This window comes from Mycolicibacterium bacteremicum (genome assembly GCF_002086115.1).
Taxonomy (GTDB): Bacteria; Actinomycetota; Actinomycetes; order Mycobacteriales; family Mycobacteriaceae; genus Mycobacterium; species Mycobacterium bacteremicum.
On the sequence record NZ_MVHJ01000041.1, the window covers coordinates 1 to 15,562 of the forward strand.

General features: G+C 70.3%; 15 protein-coding genes. 4 read left to right on the plus strand and 11 right to left on the minus strand.

The window, feature by feature from the left end; genetic code table 11:
- From BST17_RS26575 to BST17_RS26585, 3 genes are all read right to left on the minus strand, one after another.
- Window positions 1-612: hypothetical protein (locus BST17_RS26575; protein ID WP_207573721.1), on the minus strand; the 612-nt coding region annotated here is incomplete at its 3' end.
- A 53-nt stretch (window positions 613-665) separates the two neighbouring features.
- Window positions 666-2,069 (minus strand): WS/DGAT/MGAT family O-acyltransferase, encoded by a 1,404-nt coding sequence (locus BST17_RS26580; protein WP_083062012.1) that lies wholly within the window; start codon window positions 2,067-2,069, stop codon window positions 666-668.
- Window positions 2,070-2,096: 27 nt separating this feature from the next.
- Window positions 2,097-3,320, minus strand: coding sequence for an alpha/beta hydrolase (locus BST17_RS26585; RefSeq protein ID WP_083062013.1), 1,224 nt, complete (start codon window positions 3,318-3,320; stop codon window positions 2,097-2,099).
- A 125-nt stretch (window positions 3,321-3,445) separates the two neighbouring features.
- Between BST17_RS26585 and BST17_RS26590 the strand changes: the two genes are divergently transcribed.
- Window positions 3,446-5,614: an acyl-CoA dehydrogenase family protein gene (locus BST17_RS26590; RefSeq protein WP_083062014.1), complete on the plus strand. Its 2,169-nt coding sequence runs from the start codon at window positions 3,446-3,448 to the stop codon at window positions 5,612-5,614.
- Here BST17_RS26590 and BST17_RS26595 read toward each other — a convergent pair whose 3' ends face one another.
- The gene (locus BST17_RS26595) at window positions 5,615-6,679 is read right to left on the minus strand and encodes an ABC transporter ATP-binding protein (RefSeq protein ID WP_083062015.1); all 1,065 of its coding nucleotides are present in this window, start codon (window positions 6,677-6,679) and stop codon (window positions 5,615-5,617) included.
- Window positions 6,680-6,787: 108 nt separating this feature from the next.
- Here BST17_RS26595 and BST17_RS26600 point away from each other — a divergent pair, with 108 nt between their 5' ends.
- Complete coding sequence (locus tag BST17_RS26600) at window positions 6,788-7,291, plus strand: HD domain-containing protein (protein ID WP_083062016.1); 504 nt, start codon at window positions 6,788-6,790, stop codon at window positions 7,289-7,291.
- A gap of 14 nt (window positions 7,292-7,305) precedes the next feature.
- The gene (locus BST17_RS26605; RefSeq protein WP_234807842.1) at window positions 7,306-8,274 is read left to right on the plus strand and encodes an alpha/beta hydrolase; all 969 of its coding nucleotides are present in this window, start codon (window positions 7,306-7,308) and stop codon (window positions 8,272-8,274) included.
- Here the strand turns inward: BST17_RS26605 and BST17_RS26610 are convergent.
- Complete coding sequence (locus BST17_RS26610) at window positions 8,250-8,636, minus strand: heme-binding protein (protein WP_083062017.1); 387 nt, start codon at window positions 8,634-8,636, stop codon at window positions 8,250-8,252. The genes BST17_RS26605 and BST17_RS26610 overlap by 25 nt on opposite strands.
- Before the next feature lie 274 nt (window positions 8,637-8,910).
- Window positions 8,911-10,371, minus strand: a complete 1,461-nt coding sequence (locus tag BST17_RS26615) for an aminotransferase class I/II-fold pyridoxal phosphate-dependent enzyme (RefSeq protein ID WP_083062018.1) — start codon at window positions 10,369-10,371, stop codon at window positions 8,911-8,913.
- A 76-nt stretch (window positions 10,372-10,447) separates the two neighbouring features.
- On the opposite strand from BST17_RS26615, the gene BST17_RS29435 reads away from it, so the two are divergent.
- Window positions 10,448-10,588 (plus strand): hypothetical protein, encoded by a 141-nt coding sequence (locus BST17_RS29435; RefSeq protein WP_165762359.1) that lies wholly within the window; start codon window positions 10,448-10,450, stop codon window positions 10,586-10,588.
- Here BST17_RS29435 and BST17_RS26625 read toward each other — a convergent pair whose 3' ends face one another.
- Genes BST17_RS26625 through BST17_RS26640 form a run of 5 tightly spaced genes read right to left on the minus strand, consistent with a single transcriptional unit; the run spans window position 10,589 to window position 15,558 of the window.
- A complete protein-coding gene (locus BST17_RS26625; protein ID WP_083062020.1) occupies window positions 10,589-11,893 on the minus strand; it encodes an amidohydrolase family protein in 1,305 nt (434 codons plus the stop codon). It lies immediately after the preceding gene.
- Complete coding sequence (locus BST17_RS26630; RefSeq protein ID WP_109750317.1) at window positions 11,887-12,996, minus strand: CoA transferase; 1,110 nt, start codon at window positions 12,994-12,996, stop codon at window positions 11,887-11,889. The genes BST17_RS26625 and BST17_RS26630 overlap by 7 nt, the downstream gene beginning before the upstream one ends.
- A gap of 28 nt (window positions 12,997-13,024) precedes the next feature.
- Window positions 13,025-13,990, minus strand: coding sequence for a MaoC family dehydratase (locus BST17_RS28910; protein ID WP_109750318.1), 966 nt, complete (start codon window positions 13,988-13,990; stop codon window positions 13,025-13,027).
- A gap of 16 nt (window positions 13,991-14,006) precedes the next feature.
- A complete protein-coding gene (locus BST17_RS26635) occupies window positions 14,007-14,372 on the minus strand; it encodes an ArsR/SmtB family transcription factor (protein ID WP_083062022.1) in 366 nt (121 codons plus the stop codon).
- Window positions 14,305-15,558 (minus strand): MFS transporter, encoded by a 1,254-nt coding sequence (locus BST17_RS26640; protein ID WP_234807843.1) that lies wholly within the window; start codon window positions 15,556-15,558, stop codon window positions 14,305-14,307. Before BST17_RS26640 ends, BST17_RS26635 begins: the two co-directional genes overlap by 68 nt.
- Window positions 15,559-15,562: the final 4 nt, after the last annotated feature.

A 15,562-nucleotide genomic window follows, 5' to 3' on the forward strand; every position in this document is an offset into this window, starting at 1 on the left:
ACCCGGTGGTGGCGGCGGGGGTGGCGGCGCGGCCGGTGCGGATGCCGCGGGCAGCGTCGCCGGCATCGTCCAGATGGCGATGGCTGCCGGCTCCATGCCGAAACCAGCCGGCGCGGCGGTCAGCTGCAGCTGCGTCGGGCGCATCCCGGGCCCGAGTTCGAAGAACACCCAGCCGGTGGAGTCGGAGCGGACGCGCGATGCCAGCGGCAGCGTCGTGGCCTCGACCGGCCGCGAGGTGGGGATCTGCTCGCCGCCGCTGAGGTGCAGCCGGAATCCGCCGTTGGCACCGGTGGCATCGATCGGTGTGGTCACCCCGGTGAAGGACACCTCGATGCCGAGTTCGGTCTGTGCGCCGGCCTGCAGCACCGCGAGGTTGTCGGCCCGGGGGGTGATGGTGGCCCCCTTCGCGGTCAGCGGCTGTCCGAGCGCCGCGGTGCCGGGCAGGATCGAGACGGCACCGGGATCATCGGTGGCGCTGGTGACGCCGCGTTCCGCCGAATTCCGGGTGCCTGCCGAATCAGAGGTCGACGGGCCGTAGGAGCAACCGACCGCCACCATCGGCATCACCACGACCGCGGCGACCGTGCGGGTCAGTCGCGTCAGCCGGTGCACGGGTTCATTGTGTCGTATCCCCGCCGCGTCGGCAGGGTCGCATCCCGGACGGCTCACGTGTGTACGGTGATCTCCCCGGAGATCCCCGCTGCGGCACGGATATCGCGCAGTTCCTGCACCATCGCATCGGTGATCTCGTGCGGGTCCCGCACCGTGGCGGTGTCCGAGAGCACCGAGATGTTGAGCTGGTCGACATAGCTCCACACCGTGATGTTCAGACCGCTGGCCGCGGTGAGCGGTCCGACCGAGTAGATCTCGGACACCGTGGCCCCGCCGACGCGCCCGAGCTCGCGCGGGCCCGGCACATTCGAGATGTTCAAGTTCAGGATCTTGTTCTGCCCGTCCACATTGGACAGCTTCCGGAACAATGCCTCGACGCCGGCCGGTGGCATGTAGGAGGCCCATCGCGCCACCAGTTCCGGTCCGATCAGCTGGTTGCTCTCCTTGGCCAGGGTGGCCGCCTCGCTGGCCCGCCGCACCCGTTCCAGCGGATCGTCGATGTCCACCGGCAGCGCCATCAACACGCCGGTGAAGCGGTTGCCCGAGATGCGTTCCGGGGAGAAGTCGAAGCTCATCGGCACCGAGGCCAGCAACGGATGGTCGGCCTTGCCCTCGTAGTGCAGCTGCAACGTGCGCAGCGCACCCGAGGACAATGCCAACACCATGTCATTGATGGTGGCGCCCAACTGTTTTCCGGTCGACTTGACATCGGCCAGCGACAGGCTGGCGGTGGCGAACCGGCGTTCCGGGGTCAGCACATGGTTCATGAAGCTCGGCGGTGGGGTGAACGGACGGGTCAGTTCCGGCCCGAACTTGCGGTTGCTGCGCCGCACCCGGCCGATCCCGTCCGCGGTGTATTTCACCAGCCCGGGCACCCGGCCTATCTGGCGCATGTGGTCCCAGAAGGCCGAGCGCACAAGCTCACCGGTCGACGGTGCCGGGTCGGTCGCGTAGGAGTCGCGGTCGCGCTGGGGCCCGTCCTGCAAGTCCATCCCGCGGGCCAGCAGATTGGCCGAGGCCACCCCGTCGGCCAGCGCGTGATGGATCTTGCCCACCACCGCGATCCGGTCATCGGCCAGACCCTCGACGAAGTACATCTCCCACAGCGGGCGGCTGCGATCCAGCGGCGTACTGGCGATCTCGCCGATCGCCTCGTCGAGTTCGCGGCGACCACCGGGGGCGGCCACCCGCCACGGGCGGATGTGGTACTCCAGGTCGACATCGCAGTTCTCCCGCCACATGGGGTGGTGGAACTTGAACGGGATGTCGACGAGCTGGTAGCGGAAGGGCTCGAGCTTGTAGAGCCTGCCGTGCAACACGTTCCGGAATTCGTCGATGCCGAACGTGCGGCCGCCGAGGCCGTGCAGGTCGATGACTGCGATCTTCAAGGTGTGCATGTGCACGTTGGGCGCTTCCGAATACAGCAGGAACGCGTCCCAACCGCTGAGCCTCTTCACGGCTTTTCCTCCCCTGGGTGGAGGAGTCTATATAACCGCCTTGGCCTGACGTGCCGTCGAGTTTCGGTGAATCTGGTTGAGGAACAGTCCGATCGCCTTGGCCATCGCACCGGTGCGGGCCCCGTCGGTCATGTCGAAACCGTGCCCGGCGCCCGGGAACTCGACGTAGCTGACCGGCGCGTCCGAGGTCGCCTTGAGGCGGTCGACGAAGCTGCGCGCCTGGGCGACCGGGATCACGGTGTCACCCGAACCGTGGATCACCAGGAAGGGCGGGGCGTCCCGGTGCACCCGGGCGATCGGCGACGCGTCCCGGAAGACGTCCGGGTGGCGGTCGATCTTGCGACCGACGACGACGCGCTCGAGGAAATCGACGAATCGGTCGCGCTCCACGGTCGAGCGGTCCTCCCAGTCGTAACGGCCGTAGATCCCGACGACGGCGTCCACGGAGGTGTCCGCCTCGTCGTCCAACTCGGTCTGCATGGCCGGATCGTTGGGGGTCAGACCGGCCAGCGCCGCGAGGTGCCCACCGGCCGAGCATCCGGCCACCGCGACGAAGTTACGGTCGCCGCCGAACTTGTCGACATTGGCCCTGGCCCAGGCGATCGCGGCCTTGACGTCGGTCAGGTGGCGCGGCCAGCGGTGATGCGGTGCGACCCGGTAATCGATGGACAGGCACACCCAGCCCTGCTGGGCCAGGTGCGACATCATCGCGTAGCCCTGCAGGATGCGGCTGCCGTGCACCCACGCCCCGCCCGGGATGAACAGCAGCACCGGCGCCGGCTCGGCAGGGAGTTCGGCGGGTCGCCACACGTCGAGCAGTTGCAACGGGTGGTCGCCGTAGCGCACCGAGGAGCGGTACACGTCGCGCCGGTAGGTCATGGTGTTCCACAACGGTGGCATCGCTTCCGGGGTGGGCCAGGTACCGGCCAGGTCGGCGGGGTTGACCACCCCGCGCAGTCCCTCCTTGGCGACGGTGACCGTCTGATCCCGTTCCGCCTTGCGAACCGGGGCGTTGCCGGGCCCGAACCAGGACTTGGCCGACGCGGCGAACAACTCCGGGAACTGCCGAAAGCCCCAGACACCCATCGCGGCCAGCCCACCGAGCGGCTCAAGTTGCTTACCGACGATGGGCAGCGAAGCGGATGCGACAGATAGTGCCAGCATGCGGTCGGCATGATTGGCGTTCAGCAACCATCGTGCGCGGCTCATCAGGGAGGGGCCGGAGCTCACGTTCTCCGGTTGTGCCGTCATGGCGCGAGCGTACCCGCGGACGGGCCCGCTCAAGCAGACATTTTCGAGGATCTGTCTACCCGTATTTCAACTGTGACCTGTATCACTTCTGGGTGGTCGATTGGCCCGGGTAACTTCGGTTGATCATGAGCACGTCAGCGCTGGCCATCACCGAAGAACACACCGACCTCGCGGCCGCGGCCATCGGCCAGCTGCAGCGACTCGACAGCCGCGCGGCGGCCCGCGCGACACTGACCGACCCGGGCAGCTATCCGCGCGAGATCTGGACGGCGGGTGCGGAGCTGGGCTGGAACGGGTTGGCCATCGCCGAGGAGTACGGCGGCGCCGGCTACGGCCTGGCCGAACTGGCCGTGGTCGCCGAGATCACCGGCCGGGAACTGGCCCCCGGACCCTTCCTGCCCACCGCGGCCGCCGCCGTGGTGATCGACCGGTGCGCGCCGGATTCCGTTCGCGCCGACCTTCTTCCTGGGCTGGCCGACGGCAGCCTCGTCGCCGCCCTCGGACTGAACATCCTGGTCAACATGCAGACCGACCTGACCGCCACTGCGCAGTGGCCCGCCGTGCTGGGCGCCCCCGATGCCGACATCCTGGTGCTGGCCGCCGGCGATGACCTGCTCGTGGTGGACGCCCACGCCGACGGGATCACCGTCACCCCACTGGAATCGCTGGATCCCACCCGGTCGATCGGCGCGGTGTCGATGCGTGGCGCGTCCATCCCGGCCGACCGGGTGCTGCGCGGCGCCTCCCGGCGGGCCCGGACGGCGTTCCGGATTCTTGCCGCCGCCGAAGCGGTCGGGGTCTGCTGGGCGGCGTTGGACATGGCGGTCGACTATGCCAAGGTGCGCGAGCAGTTCGGCCGCACCATCGGCACCTTCCAGGCGGTCAAGCACCACGCCGCCAACATGCTGGTCGCTGCCGAGCAGACCACCGCGGCAACGTGGACGGCGGCGCGCTGCGACGATCTCGACGACGCCGCGCTGGCTGCCACGGTGGCCGCCGCGCACGCGATACGCGCACAGGTCTTCAATGCGCACAACAACATCCACTTGCACGGCGGTATCGGATTCACCTGGGAGCACGACGCGCATCTGTACCTGCGCCGGGCCCGCACCCTGGCCGCACTGCTGGCCGACGGTAACGATCCGCTGGCCGAGCTGGTCGACGCACAGCGTGCCGGGCAGACCGACACGGTGTCGTTCACGGTGCCGCCGGAGGCCGAGCGTCACCGCGCCGCGGCCGCCGAGGCGGCCGCGAAGGCCCGTTCGCTGCCCGCCGAACAGCGGCGCGACTTCCTGGTCGACTCCGGCTACCTGGTCGCGCACTGGCCCACCCCGTGGGGCCGGGCCGCCGATGTGCTGGAGCAGTTGGTCATCGAGGAGGAGTTCCGCGGCATCGACATCCCCGATATGGGCATCACCGGGTGGGTGACGCTGACCATCGCCCAGGCCGGCACCGACGAGCAGCGCGAGCGCTGGGTGGAACCGGTGTTGCGGGGGCAGGTGATGTGGTGCCAATTGTTCTCCGAGCCCGGCGCCGGCTCAGACGCCGCGGCCGTGCGGACCGCGGCCAAGAAGGTCGACGGAGGTTGGCGGGTCACCGGCCAGAAGGTGTGGACGAGCCTGGCCCAGCACTGCCAGTGGGGGCTGGCCACGGTGCGCACCGACCCGGACGCCCCCAAGCACGCCGGCGTCACCATGATGGCCATCAACATGAAATCACCTGGCGTGCAGGTGAATCCGTTGCGCGGCCTGACCGGCGACGCGCATTTCAACGAGGTTTTCTTCGATGACGTGTTCGTGCCCGACACCGATGTCATCGGTGCGGTCAACAGGGGTTGGGCGGTCGCCCGCGCCACGCTGGGCAACGAGCGGGTCTCCATCGGCAGCGGCTCCTCGGCGCCGACCGGGTTCACCACCGCGGACCTGGTCGCACTGCTCGACAGTGTGCCCGCGGAGGTCGCCGTCTGCCATGTGCACGACGCGGGCGCGGTGATCGCCGAGACGCTCACCCTGCCGATGCTGAACCTGCGCCGGGTCAGCCGGGCCATCGCCGGCGCCGAACCCGGCCCGGAGGGCAATGTCACCAAATTGCTGCTGGCCGAACAGTCGCAACGGCTGACCGAGCTGGGCATGACGCTGGCCGGGGTGTCGGCGGTGACCGGCCAGAACGAGCAGCTGACCCGGACCTACCTGGGCAACCGCGCCATGACCATCGCCGGCGGCACATCCGAGATCACCCGCAACACCATCGCCGAGCGCATCCTGGGCCTGCCCCGCGACCCGCTGCTGAAGTAATCAGCCCGCCAGGGGCAGCACCACACCGGCCGGTTCGGGGATGCGCACCCCGACCTCGCTGCCGATCCCGAGATGCGCGCGTCCGGGCACGTCCACCGTCACGTGCTGATCGGTCATGCTGGTCAACGCCAGCTCCACCCGGGTCGTCGCGCCGGTCCACGTCGACGAACGCACGTTGGCGCGCAGGGCATCCCGGTCACCCAGCGATACCAGCCGCAGCGCGTGCGGGCGGATGCACAGCAGCGCGCGGGTCCCCGGTGTCATACCGGCACCGCCCGTCGGGGTCTGCGCGCACACGGCGCGGTGCGCCACCGTCACCAGCGCCGAGGTACCGACGACACGGCGGACCGTGCACGGAAGTAGATTGGCCGCGCCCAGCAGTGCCGCGGTGGCGGTGCTGCTCGGACGGCGCCACAATCGCTCGGCGGCACCCACCTGCAGCAGCCGGACCTCGTCCATCACGGCGATCCGGTCGGCCAGCGCGAGCGCCTCGGCATGCTCGGCGGTGGCGTAGAGCACCGCCATGCCGGGCAGCAGCGCACGCAGTCGCTGCAATTCGGTCAGCACGGGTGCGCGCCGGGCTGCGTCCAGGGCGGCAAGCGGCTCCTCCAGCAGCAGTGCCGACGGCCGCACCGCGAGTGCCCGCGCCACGGCGACCCGCAACTGCTCGACACCGGAAAGTTGATGCGGCCAACGCTTTTCCTGTCCGGCCATGCCAATCAGCTCCAGCATCTCGACGACCCGGCCGACCAACACCCGACGGGGCATTCGGGACCGGCGCACGCCGAAGGCGATGTTCTCGGCGACCCGCAGATGCGGGAACAACCCGAATCCCCGCGGCACCAGCGCGGTACCGCGCTCGGCCGGCCCGACACCGGTGAGGTCACGCCCGTCTACGCGTACCGTTCCGGTGGTCGGACACACCAGGCCGGCCAGCACCCGCAACGCCGTGGCGGCACCCGCCCGGGCCGGACCCAGCAACACCACGGTCTCACCGGCCGCCACCTGCAGGTCGAAATCCTCCAACGCCCCGGCCACACCCACCCGGTCGAAGCTCACCCGCATGACGTTCGAGCATGTCGTGGCAGACCGACACGGCCTCGTCAGCCGCGTGTGGACGGGCCCAACAGTCGATGAACACTTGGTATAGACCACGTTCGGTAGGCTGCTGCCGTGACCGAACAGTCCGAGCTGACCCGGGTGTTGCTGTCGCTGCGCGGCGTCTGGGATGAAGAGGCGGTCGACGAGTTCGACCACGCGATGCAGTGCGCGGCACAGGCCATCGGTGACGGCGCCGATGACGAGCTGGTCCTGGCCGCGGCGCTGCACGACATCGCGCACAGCCCGCTGTTACCCGACGGGCCGGCCCACGACACGGTGGCCCGGGACTGGCTGACCCCGCGGTACGGCGAGCGGGTGGGCTGGCTGGCCGGGGCGCACGTGGCGGCCAAGCGCTACCTGGCCGCCACCGATCCCGGTTACCTGCTCAGCGACACCTCGACTCGGTCGTTGCGACAGCAGGGTGGGGCTGCGGTGGATCCGGCCTTCGTCGATCATCCGTGGTGGTCGGATGCGCTGCGGTTGCGGCGCTACGACGATGCGGCCAAGGACCCCGCGGCCCGCGGTGCCGCCCTGGCCGACGTGCTCACGGTGGCCGGTCGGCTGGCTGTGCGATAGGCCATACTGTCGCTGTGACGACGACCACAGCCGCCTTTCACCGCGACCTGGCCCGCATCGCCCGCTTTCTGCCCCGCAAGATCATCACCCCGGCCAGTATCGGTCTGCTGCAACGGATGAACGTGCTGGCCGACCGGCGGGTGCCGGCCGGGGTGCAGGTGCTGACCCTGGCGTCCGGGGTCCGGGTCCGGCTGTACCAGCCGAAGGCGACGGCCGCGCCCGGGCCGGCGTTGCTGTGGATCCACGGCGGCGGCTATGTCATCGGCAGTGCCGCCCAGGACGATGCGGTGTGCCGCCGGTTCGCCGATGCGCTCGGCGCGACCGTGGCATCCGTGGAGTACCGGCTGGCCCCGCAGCACCCGTACCCCGCCGGTCTGGAGGACTGCTACGCGGCGCTGACCTGGCTGGCCGGCCTGCCCGCGGTCGACACCACCCGCGTCGCGATCGGTGGCGCGAGTGCCGGGGGTGGACTGGCCGCGGCGCTGGCGCTGTTGGCGCGTGACCGCGCGGAGGTGGCCCTGGCGGCACAGCTGCTGGTGTATCCGATGCTCGACGACCGTTCCGTGAGTACCGAACTCGACGATCCCGGGCACCGGTTGTGGACCTACGAGAGCAACCGGTTCGGCTGGTCGGCCTATCTTGGTGACGCCGATCCCGAGGTGGCGGTGCCGGCACGCCGGGCGGATCTGAGCGGGCTGCCCCCGGCCTGGATCGGGGTGGGGACCCTCGACCTGTTCCACGGCGAGGACCTGGCCTACGCGGACCGGCTGCGCGCGGCGGGGGTGCCCTGCGAGGTGGAGATCGTCGAGGGCGCGTTCCACGGCTTCGACGGTGTCGTACCGAAAAGCGGAGTGTCGCAAACCTTTCACCGCTGTCAGCGCGAGTGGCTGAAGCGGATCTTCACGAACTCGCCGCCCGCGCGGACGAACCACACGGGCGGCGAGGGTGTTCCCGGTGATCAGCCGGCCATGAACTCCGAGTAGGCCGATGCCAGCTCGGGCGACAGCACGGAGATGTTGCACTGCCGCTGGGTGTCCCCGATCGGCGCCAGGATCCCGCGCAGCTCGTAGTATTCCTGCGAGTTGGCGGTGAAGTAGGCGCGGATGTTGGCCGACGCGACATCGCGCGGCTGGGTGCGAGCGGCCTGGACCACCTGGTTGGCGCCCGGGTGGCTGCTCAGATAGGCACTCGCCGCGCCGGTGACCGAGCTGACGGTGCCGGCCACCGCGTCGGGGCTGCAGTTCGGGGCAGCCGATGCGGTGGGGGCCGCCACCAGTGCCGCCGCGGCGACTCCCAGCAACGCACCCGCAGCTGCCCGGCGAATCATTGTGTCGTTGTTCTTCATGGTTGAGGTGTCCTTCGAATTTCGGACTGTCGCGCGCCTTCATCTAGACGCGCCGGATGTCATCCCAGACCCGAAAACCACGGTACGCGTGTCGCGTTGGGACTCCCGGTCGGTACAGACGTCGCATTACCCATCGGCGGCCGGTGTTACACCCGCAGCGCGTGACGTCGGTCGCAATCCGGCCGGATCCGTTCAGGATCGGGACCGATTTCTTATCTCGGGCGGCAAACCTTTAATTGATCGTGATCTGCACTGTGACCGGATTGTTATCCAGCTACCGCGCCACCACCCGTATGGTGCGCAACTCCGGATCGGCGGGATCGTGGAGATGCATGCCGGCCTGCACACCTGACCGCAGGTACTCCAGTACCGCATCATCGAGCAGTTCGCCGGGCACCACCGCCGGGATGCCGGGCGGATACGGTGTGACCTGCTCGGCCGCGATGCGGCCGGCGGCCTGCGCGACGGGCACCGACTCGACCGGTCCGAAGAAGGCCTCGCGCGGCAGCATCACGCTGTCCAGTTCGATCTCCGACGGGGCGGGCAACCGGATCTCGGCGGGCTTGTCGAAGGTGTCGGCCGCCGTCCGCCACTGGGACAGGGCACCGAGAAGACGCCGGGTGGTGTCGACACCGTCCGCGAAGGACTGGGTGGCCAGGATTCGGCGGTGATCCATCAGTCCGACGTCGATGTGGGCATGTCTGCGCAGCCAATCCCCGGCCTGATAGCCCGAGTTGCCGGCTCCCGAGACGTCGATCAGCACCTGCAGCACGTCCAGGTCGTGCGAGGCCGACTCACCGAGCAGTTCGTCGTGCATCACCTCCAGGCCATCGATCGCCTCGACATCGGCACGCAGTCCGTGCGCCAATGACATTGCCCCGGAGAGCAACTCGTGACCGCGGTCGACCATGTGCCGGCGCCATCCGTCGATTGCCGCGTACACCATGGCATTCGGACTGGTGGTCATCAGCAGGTCGGCGCATTCGGCGAGCCGGTCCTTGTCGACCAGGTCACCCTGCAGGTGGAACACCGAGCCCTGTTCGAAGCCGGCACCCATCTTGTGCACGCTGACCACGCACAGATCGGCCCCGGCATCCATGGCCCAGGTCGGCAGATCCTCGTGGAAGGGCAGGTGCGCACCCCACGCCTCGTCGACGATCAGCGGTTTACCGCGGGCATGGCAGATCTCGGCCATCGACCGCAGGTCGGCACAGGTGCCGTACGGGCTGGGGCTCACGATGAGCGCACCGGCGGCGTCGGGGTGGCGGTCCCACGCCTCGGCCAGTTGGCGTGGCGAGGGCGGGTGGGACAGGTGCCGGGCGGCATCCCACTGCGGGGAGACCCAGCGCGGTTGCACACCGGCGAAGATCAGACCCGCCACGATCGATTTGTGACTGTCACGGCCGACGATCAGGCTGCCGTCCCCGCCGGCCACCGCCATCATGGCGGCCTTCACCGATAGCGAACTGCCGCAGGTGGAGAACCAGGCGTGGTCGGCACCGACCGCGTCGGCCATCAGCTCCTCGGCGTGCTCCAGGTAGCCGTTGCTGGTGTGCCAGTCGTCCAGGCCGCCGGCGGCCAGCACATCGTCGAGGAAGGGGTCCCGGCCGAGCACCCGCAGCGTCCTCGGGTCGACCCCGCGACCCTGCCGGTGACCGGGTGGCGAGAAGCCGTACCGGTGGGACTGCTGATAGTCGGCCATCGCGTCGAGTATTGGAGCCACCGTCTGATCCATGGCGCCCGGGTACCCGCGGCCGGTTTCGCTACACCGCGCGCCGGGTAGCCAGGCCGGGCCCGAGAGGAGGGACACCATGCCAAAAGGCAAAGGCGTGTACGTCGACGACGAGAATGAGCCGGAGGACGAGTCCTCCAAGGCCCGGGCGGCCGATCGGGCCGAGCGGGGGGATCCCACCCCCGACGTTCCCGACCAGGGAACCGAGCCGCCTGACTGATCAGGGACGCCGGTGGGTGAGTTCGCCACCGATGACGGTGGCAACCACCGACCGCGCGTCCAGTTCGGCTAGCATCTGCTGCGGCGCCACATCCAGGACACACAGGTCACCCGGCTCGCCCGGGTCGATGGTTCGCGCGACCGTCGGTGCGCCGGCGGTGCCCAGGAACAGCTCCAGCGCCGTGCGGGCGTCGATGCGCTCAGCCGCCCCGAGCACGGTGCCGGCCGGCGTGCGGCGATTGACGGCGGCGCGCATCGCCGCCCACGGGTCGGCCTCGCCGAACGGGGCGTCGGTGGACAGCGCCACCGGGATGCCCGCCTGCAGCAGCGAGCGCACCCGCCAGAGTTCGTGCTGCCGCTCGGCGGGCACGTCGGTCAGGTACTGATCTCCGCGCTCGGCGACGAAGTTCGGCTGGGTCACCACCGTGACGGCGAGTTCGACGAGGTCGGCCAGACAATCGTCGGGCACCACCGCCGCATGCTCGATGCGGTCGCCGGGGTGGCTGCCCGCGGCACGCAGGGCGGCGATCGAGATCACCAGTTGCGCTGCGGTCACGCAGTGCAGCGCCACCGGTGCGTCGTCGCGGTGGCGGCGCTCGATGAAGGCGGTGAGCTCGGCGAGGTCGAGGCTGTCGTCGTGCAGGATGCGCTTGCCCGGTGCCAGGTGGTGAACGGCCTGGCGCAGACCGCCGTGCCGGTGCGTCTCTTCGAGTTTGACGATGTCGATGATGTCGAGATCGGGTGTGGCATCGGTGATTCCGGTGACACCCAGGGCACTGAGCCGACGGCTCAGATCGTCGAGCACGGTGTCCCGCCGCTGCAGGGCATCCGACCAGGACCGGTCGGCACTGCGCAGTCGGCCATCCGGGTGCCCGGACAGGCCGACGGCCGCCAGCCCGGCCGAGTTCAGCGTCCAGAGCACACCGCTGCGGTGCTGGATGCGCACCGGCACCGACGGTGCGAGTTCGTCGAGGACAGCGCGATCCAGCGGTCCTGCCACCGCCTCGTGGTAGCCGACCGCGCGGATCCAGCCGTCCGAGCCGACCTCGGCTGCGCCGAGGACGCGGGCCAGGTCATCGCGGCCGTGTACCTCGCCGGTTCCCACCCGCACCGAATCCGCGGCCGCCGCAGCCGAATGCACGTGCAGGTGATGATCGTGCAGGCCGGGAATGACCGCGCCCCCTGCGGCATCGAGCACCTGCTCACCGGGTTCCGGTGTGATCCCGGGGGCAACCTCGGTGATCACCGGGCCGGTCCGGATATCGGCAATCCGGCCGTCGAGCAGATGGGCCTGTCGAATCAGCATGTCAGCGAGAGCCTTTCGGTCACCAGTGAGCGCACCGCCGCATTGTCATAACCCAACCGCGAGGCCGCCGGACCATCCTGCGGGATTGCGGGTTCCCGGCGCGCCCCGCCGAGAAACGGTACGTACCCGACCGCGGTCGCGGCCATCGAGATCTCGATGAGTTCACCCCCGCCGCGGGCCAGCGAATCGGCCACGGCGGCCGCTGCGTGCAGACCCGTCAGCGGGTCGGCGATCGCATCGCCGACGAAGACCGGCCCGGCCGCATCGTATTCGACCAGTCCGCCCGCCACCGCCGCGTCATCGCCGAAGGCCACCCGGGCGGCGGCATCCCCCTCGGTTCCGTAGCCGGTGATGCGCAGCCACACCCGACCGGCGCGGGCGGCGATGTCCGACGGGCCGAGCCGGCGGCGATGCAGCGCCGCGGGCCGCGACCCCTCGATGACCACGTCGGCGACCGACAGCAGCGCACGGATGTCCGCGTCATCGTCGAAATCGACTGTATACGAGAGCTTTCCGCGGTTCATCCAATCGAAGAACGGGGTGGGGCCACGGCGGGTGCCATCGGGTCGGGCCGGGCTCTCCACCTTGACCACGGTGGCACCGGCGCGGTGGAGCAGCTGGCCGCACAACGGGCCTGCCCACATCGACGACAGATCGGCCACCAGCAGCGGCGCCCCCGGCGCCCGGCGCGGCCCGAGCGGAACCACCCGCGGCGGCGCGAACTGCGCCTCGCCGAGCACGGCCGCCGGGATACCCAACAGTTGTGCGCGGGCCACGGCGTCGGCGGCCGACCGGTGCGCGACCCATCCCCGCACGGCCGCCCAGTAATCGGAGGGCATCGTGTCGACCTGTATCAGGGCGGCCACCGCGTCGATGTCGTCGGGCCGCGACAGTGTGACGGCGCACCACGTGTCGGTGCTGCGCAACAGCCGGGTGGCTCCGCCGGCCGAGGTCCGGCCGCGTGCCGCGAGTCCGAGCAGGGCGGCGCGCCCGCCGACCAGTTCCGTGGCGTCCAGCGCCACCCCGGTACGTGCGGTGAAGTCCGCGGCCTGCCGCTGGGCCCGGGTGCACAGCGCGGCCGGCAGGCTCAGTACGCCGTCCATCACGTCATTGTGGCCCGGCGGCACGGTTCTAGAAGTGCAGTGCGCGGAAACGCCAGTCCAGCACGGGGCGGTCGCCGTCCTGTCCGACGGCGTAGACGACCGACCGCAGCCCCAGCCGGACGCCGGCCGGCACCTGTTCGGCGTCCTCGACGTGCAGCTCGCTGTGCAGGGTGTCGCCCTCGTGCACCGGACCGGTGTGGTCACAGGATTCCCAGCCCAGCACGGTCGCCAGATTCGGCAGCAGCCTGCTCGCTTGGGCCAGTGCGAGGCCGATGGTGTGCCCGCCGTACACCAGGCGCTGCCCACCGACCCGCGAATCATGATGGGTGGCAGCGATGTTGAGCGACAGTCTGGCGAGCTCCGGGGCGCTGGTCACCACGTCGGCGGTGCTGGGCAGCACGGTGCCGACCAGCGCGGTGTCGAAGGTGCCCGCCAGCGTGCCGCCCGTCCAGTCGACGGTCGGGTCCGGCGGTGCGGGCCGCTCGGCGCCGATGCAGCTCAGATCGTCGGCATGACCGGTGACGACGTCGTCGGCGGACAGCGGGAGCATGGCGCAGCGATAGAAGTCCAGCACCGGCCGGCCCTGCTGGTCGGTGGTGCGCATCCGCAGTGCCGCCAGACCGGTGCCGGCCCGGCCCGGTCTGGGCGTGTTCTGCCGCAGACCCACGACCTCGGTGCGGGTGGCGAGGGTGTCGCCGAGCACCGGGAACCGGTGGAAATCCAGTCCCCGGTAGAACAGGTTGGCCTTCACCCGCTGGGTGACGAGCGTGGACTGGCCGATCGCGATATCGCAGACCAGGGCGGGGTGGGCCAGCGGCGCGGCGGCGCCGGTGACGGTCCGGGCCAGTTCGGCGTCGAGCGCCAGGCGCAGCCGGTCACCGAGGATGCTCTGGTGCACCGCGGCCGCACCGGCGGTCAGCGTCATCGACGGCGCGGTGTCGAACACATCGCCGACGTGCAGGTCGTCGAAATACGGTCCGCCCGGTCCATCCATGGATCCGGACTCTATTTCAGGCGTGCGGCGGTTCTCCGGTGACCCGGTGATCGGCATGGTTGAGGCCCTCCCGCACCAGCCGGCCCAGATGGCCGTCGCGCAACCGGTAGTAGACGCGGCGGCCGTCCTTGCGGGTGTCGACCAGCCGGGCGAAGCGCAGCTTGGCAAGGTGCTGGCTGATCGAGGTGCGCGACCCGCCGGTGGCCTCGGCCAGCGCGCTGACATCGGCCTCACCCTGGGTCAGTAGCCAGAGCAGGTGCAGGCGGGTGGGGTCGGCCAGCATCCGGAACGTGTCACTGGCCGCGTCGAGGCGGTCACGGTCCGGTGCGCCCGCGTGGACCAGACTGGGCGCGTCGGTCGGCGCGGTCGGCGTCCTGTCCATCGACGAGCTGCCCCCTCCCGCGGGTCGTGATGCGGACCGCCGCTGCGGCCGCCCCTGTTGCGAGGATAGCCAGGATCGTTGCGGCCAGCCCGTGATCGACGCCCGCGCCCACCCACCCGGCGATCGGATAGGTCAGCAGGAAGCCGGCGTGCGACAGCGAGAACTGGGCGGTGAACACCGCGGTGCGGTCCGGGCCGGTGCGGGCCAGTAGTCGGCCGGCCGGGGTGGTGACCATGGCGGTGGCCGCGCCGAGCGCCGCCCACAGTGCCATCAGTACCGGCCGGCCGGGCGTGGTCACGCTGAGCACGGCGGCGGTCACGGCCAGGCCGGCCGCCGCGCCGACCCCACCGATCATCATCAGGATGCGGTCGGCGACGACGGTCAGCAACCGGGGTGTGCACAGTGCGACGGCCATCGACCCGGCACCGTAGGCGGCCAGTGTGACCGCCACGTCGGCATCGTCTCCGCCCTGCAGTCCGCGGACGTAGACGACCGTGTTCACCAGCACCAGCGCGGTGGCCGCGGCGACCGCCAGGTTCATCGCGAGCAGCGCACGTAAATCGTTGCGGCCGAACATGATCCGCGTGCCTGTCAGCACACGGTCGAGCAACGGTACCTGCTCGGTGCGACGTGCCCCGGCCGGCACCGCCGTGCGTCCGACCAGCAGGCCGGACAGCAGGAATCCCCCGGCGGTGGCCACGAACAGTCCGGAGTAGGCCAGCACCGTCAGCAGCGCGGCCGCGAGCAGCGGGCTGAGCATCGCCTCCAGGTCATAGGCCAGCCGCGACAGCGACAGCCCGCGGGTGTAGTCGCGTTCGTCGACCAGCACGGCCGGGATGACCGCCTGGAATGCCGGGGTGAACGTCGCGGACGCGGCCTGCAGGACGAACACCAGCACATACACCTGCCAGGTGTGCCCGACCAGTGGTAGCGACACCGCGATCGCGGCGCGCACCGCGTCGGCGCCGACCAGCACGGTGCGGGGATGCAGCCGCTCGGTGAGCGTCGACATCACCGGTGCCACAACGACATAGGCCACCATCTTGATGGCGAGCACCGTCCCGAGCACCGCGCCGGCCGCGCCGCCGGCCAGGTCATAGGCGAGCAGGCCGAGGGCGACGGTCAGCAGTCCGGTCCCGGTCAGGGCGATGACCTGGGCGGCGAACAACCGGGCGAAGACGGACACCGCC

Coding starts and splice junctions, on each gene's coding strand:
- BST17_RS26585 (WP_083062013.1), bottom strand. CDS start 3,320: ATGACGGCACAACCGGAGAACGTGAGCTCCGGCCCCTCCCTGATGAGC.
- BST17_RS26590 (WP_083062014.1), top strand. CDS start 3,446: ATGAGCACGTCAGCGCTGGCCATCACCGAAGAACACACCGACCTCGCG.
- BST17_RS26595 (WP_083062015.1), bottom strand. CDS start 6,679: ATGCGGGTGAGCTTCGACCGGGTGGGTGTGGCCGGGGCGTTGGAGGAT.
- BST17_RS26610 (WP_083062017.1), bottom strand. CDS start 8,636: ATGAAGAACAACGACACAATGATTCGCCGGGCAGCTGCGGGTGCGTTG.
- BST17_RS26615 (WP_083062018.1), bottom strand. CDS start 10,371: ATGGATCAGACGGTGGCTCCAATACTCGACGCGATGGCCGACTATCAG.
- BST17_RS29435 (WP_165762359.1), top strand. CDS start 10,448: ATGCCAAAAGGCAAAGGCGTGTACGTCGACGACGAGAATGAGCCGGAG.
- BST17_RS26625 (WP_083062020.1), bottom strand. CDS start 11,893: ATGCTGATTCGACAGGCCCATCTGCTCGACGGCCGGATTGCCGATATC.
- BST17_RS26630 (WP_109750317.1), bottom strand. CDS start 12,996: ATGGACGGCGTACTGAGCCTGCCGGCCGCGCTGTGCACCCGGGCCCAG.
- BST17_RS28910 (WP_109750318.1), bottom strand. CDS start 13,990: ATGGATGGACCGGGCGGACCGTATTTCGACGACCTGCACGTCGGCGAT.
- BST17_RS26635 (WP_083062022.1), bottom strand. CDS start 14,372: ATGGACAGGACGCCGACCGCGCCGACCGACGCGCCCAGTCTGGTCCAC.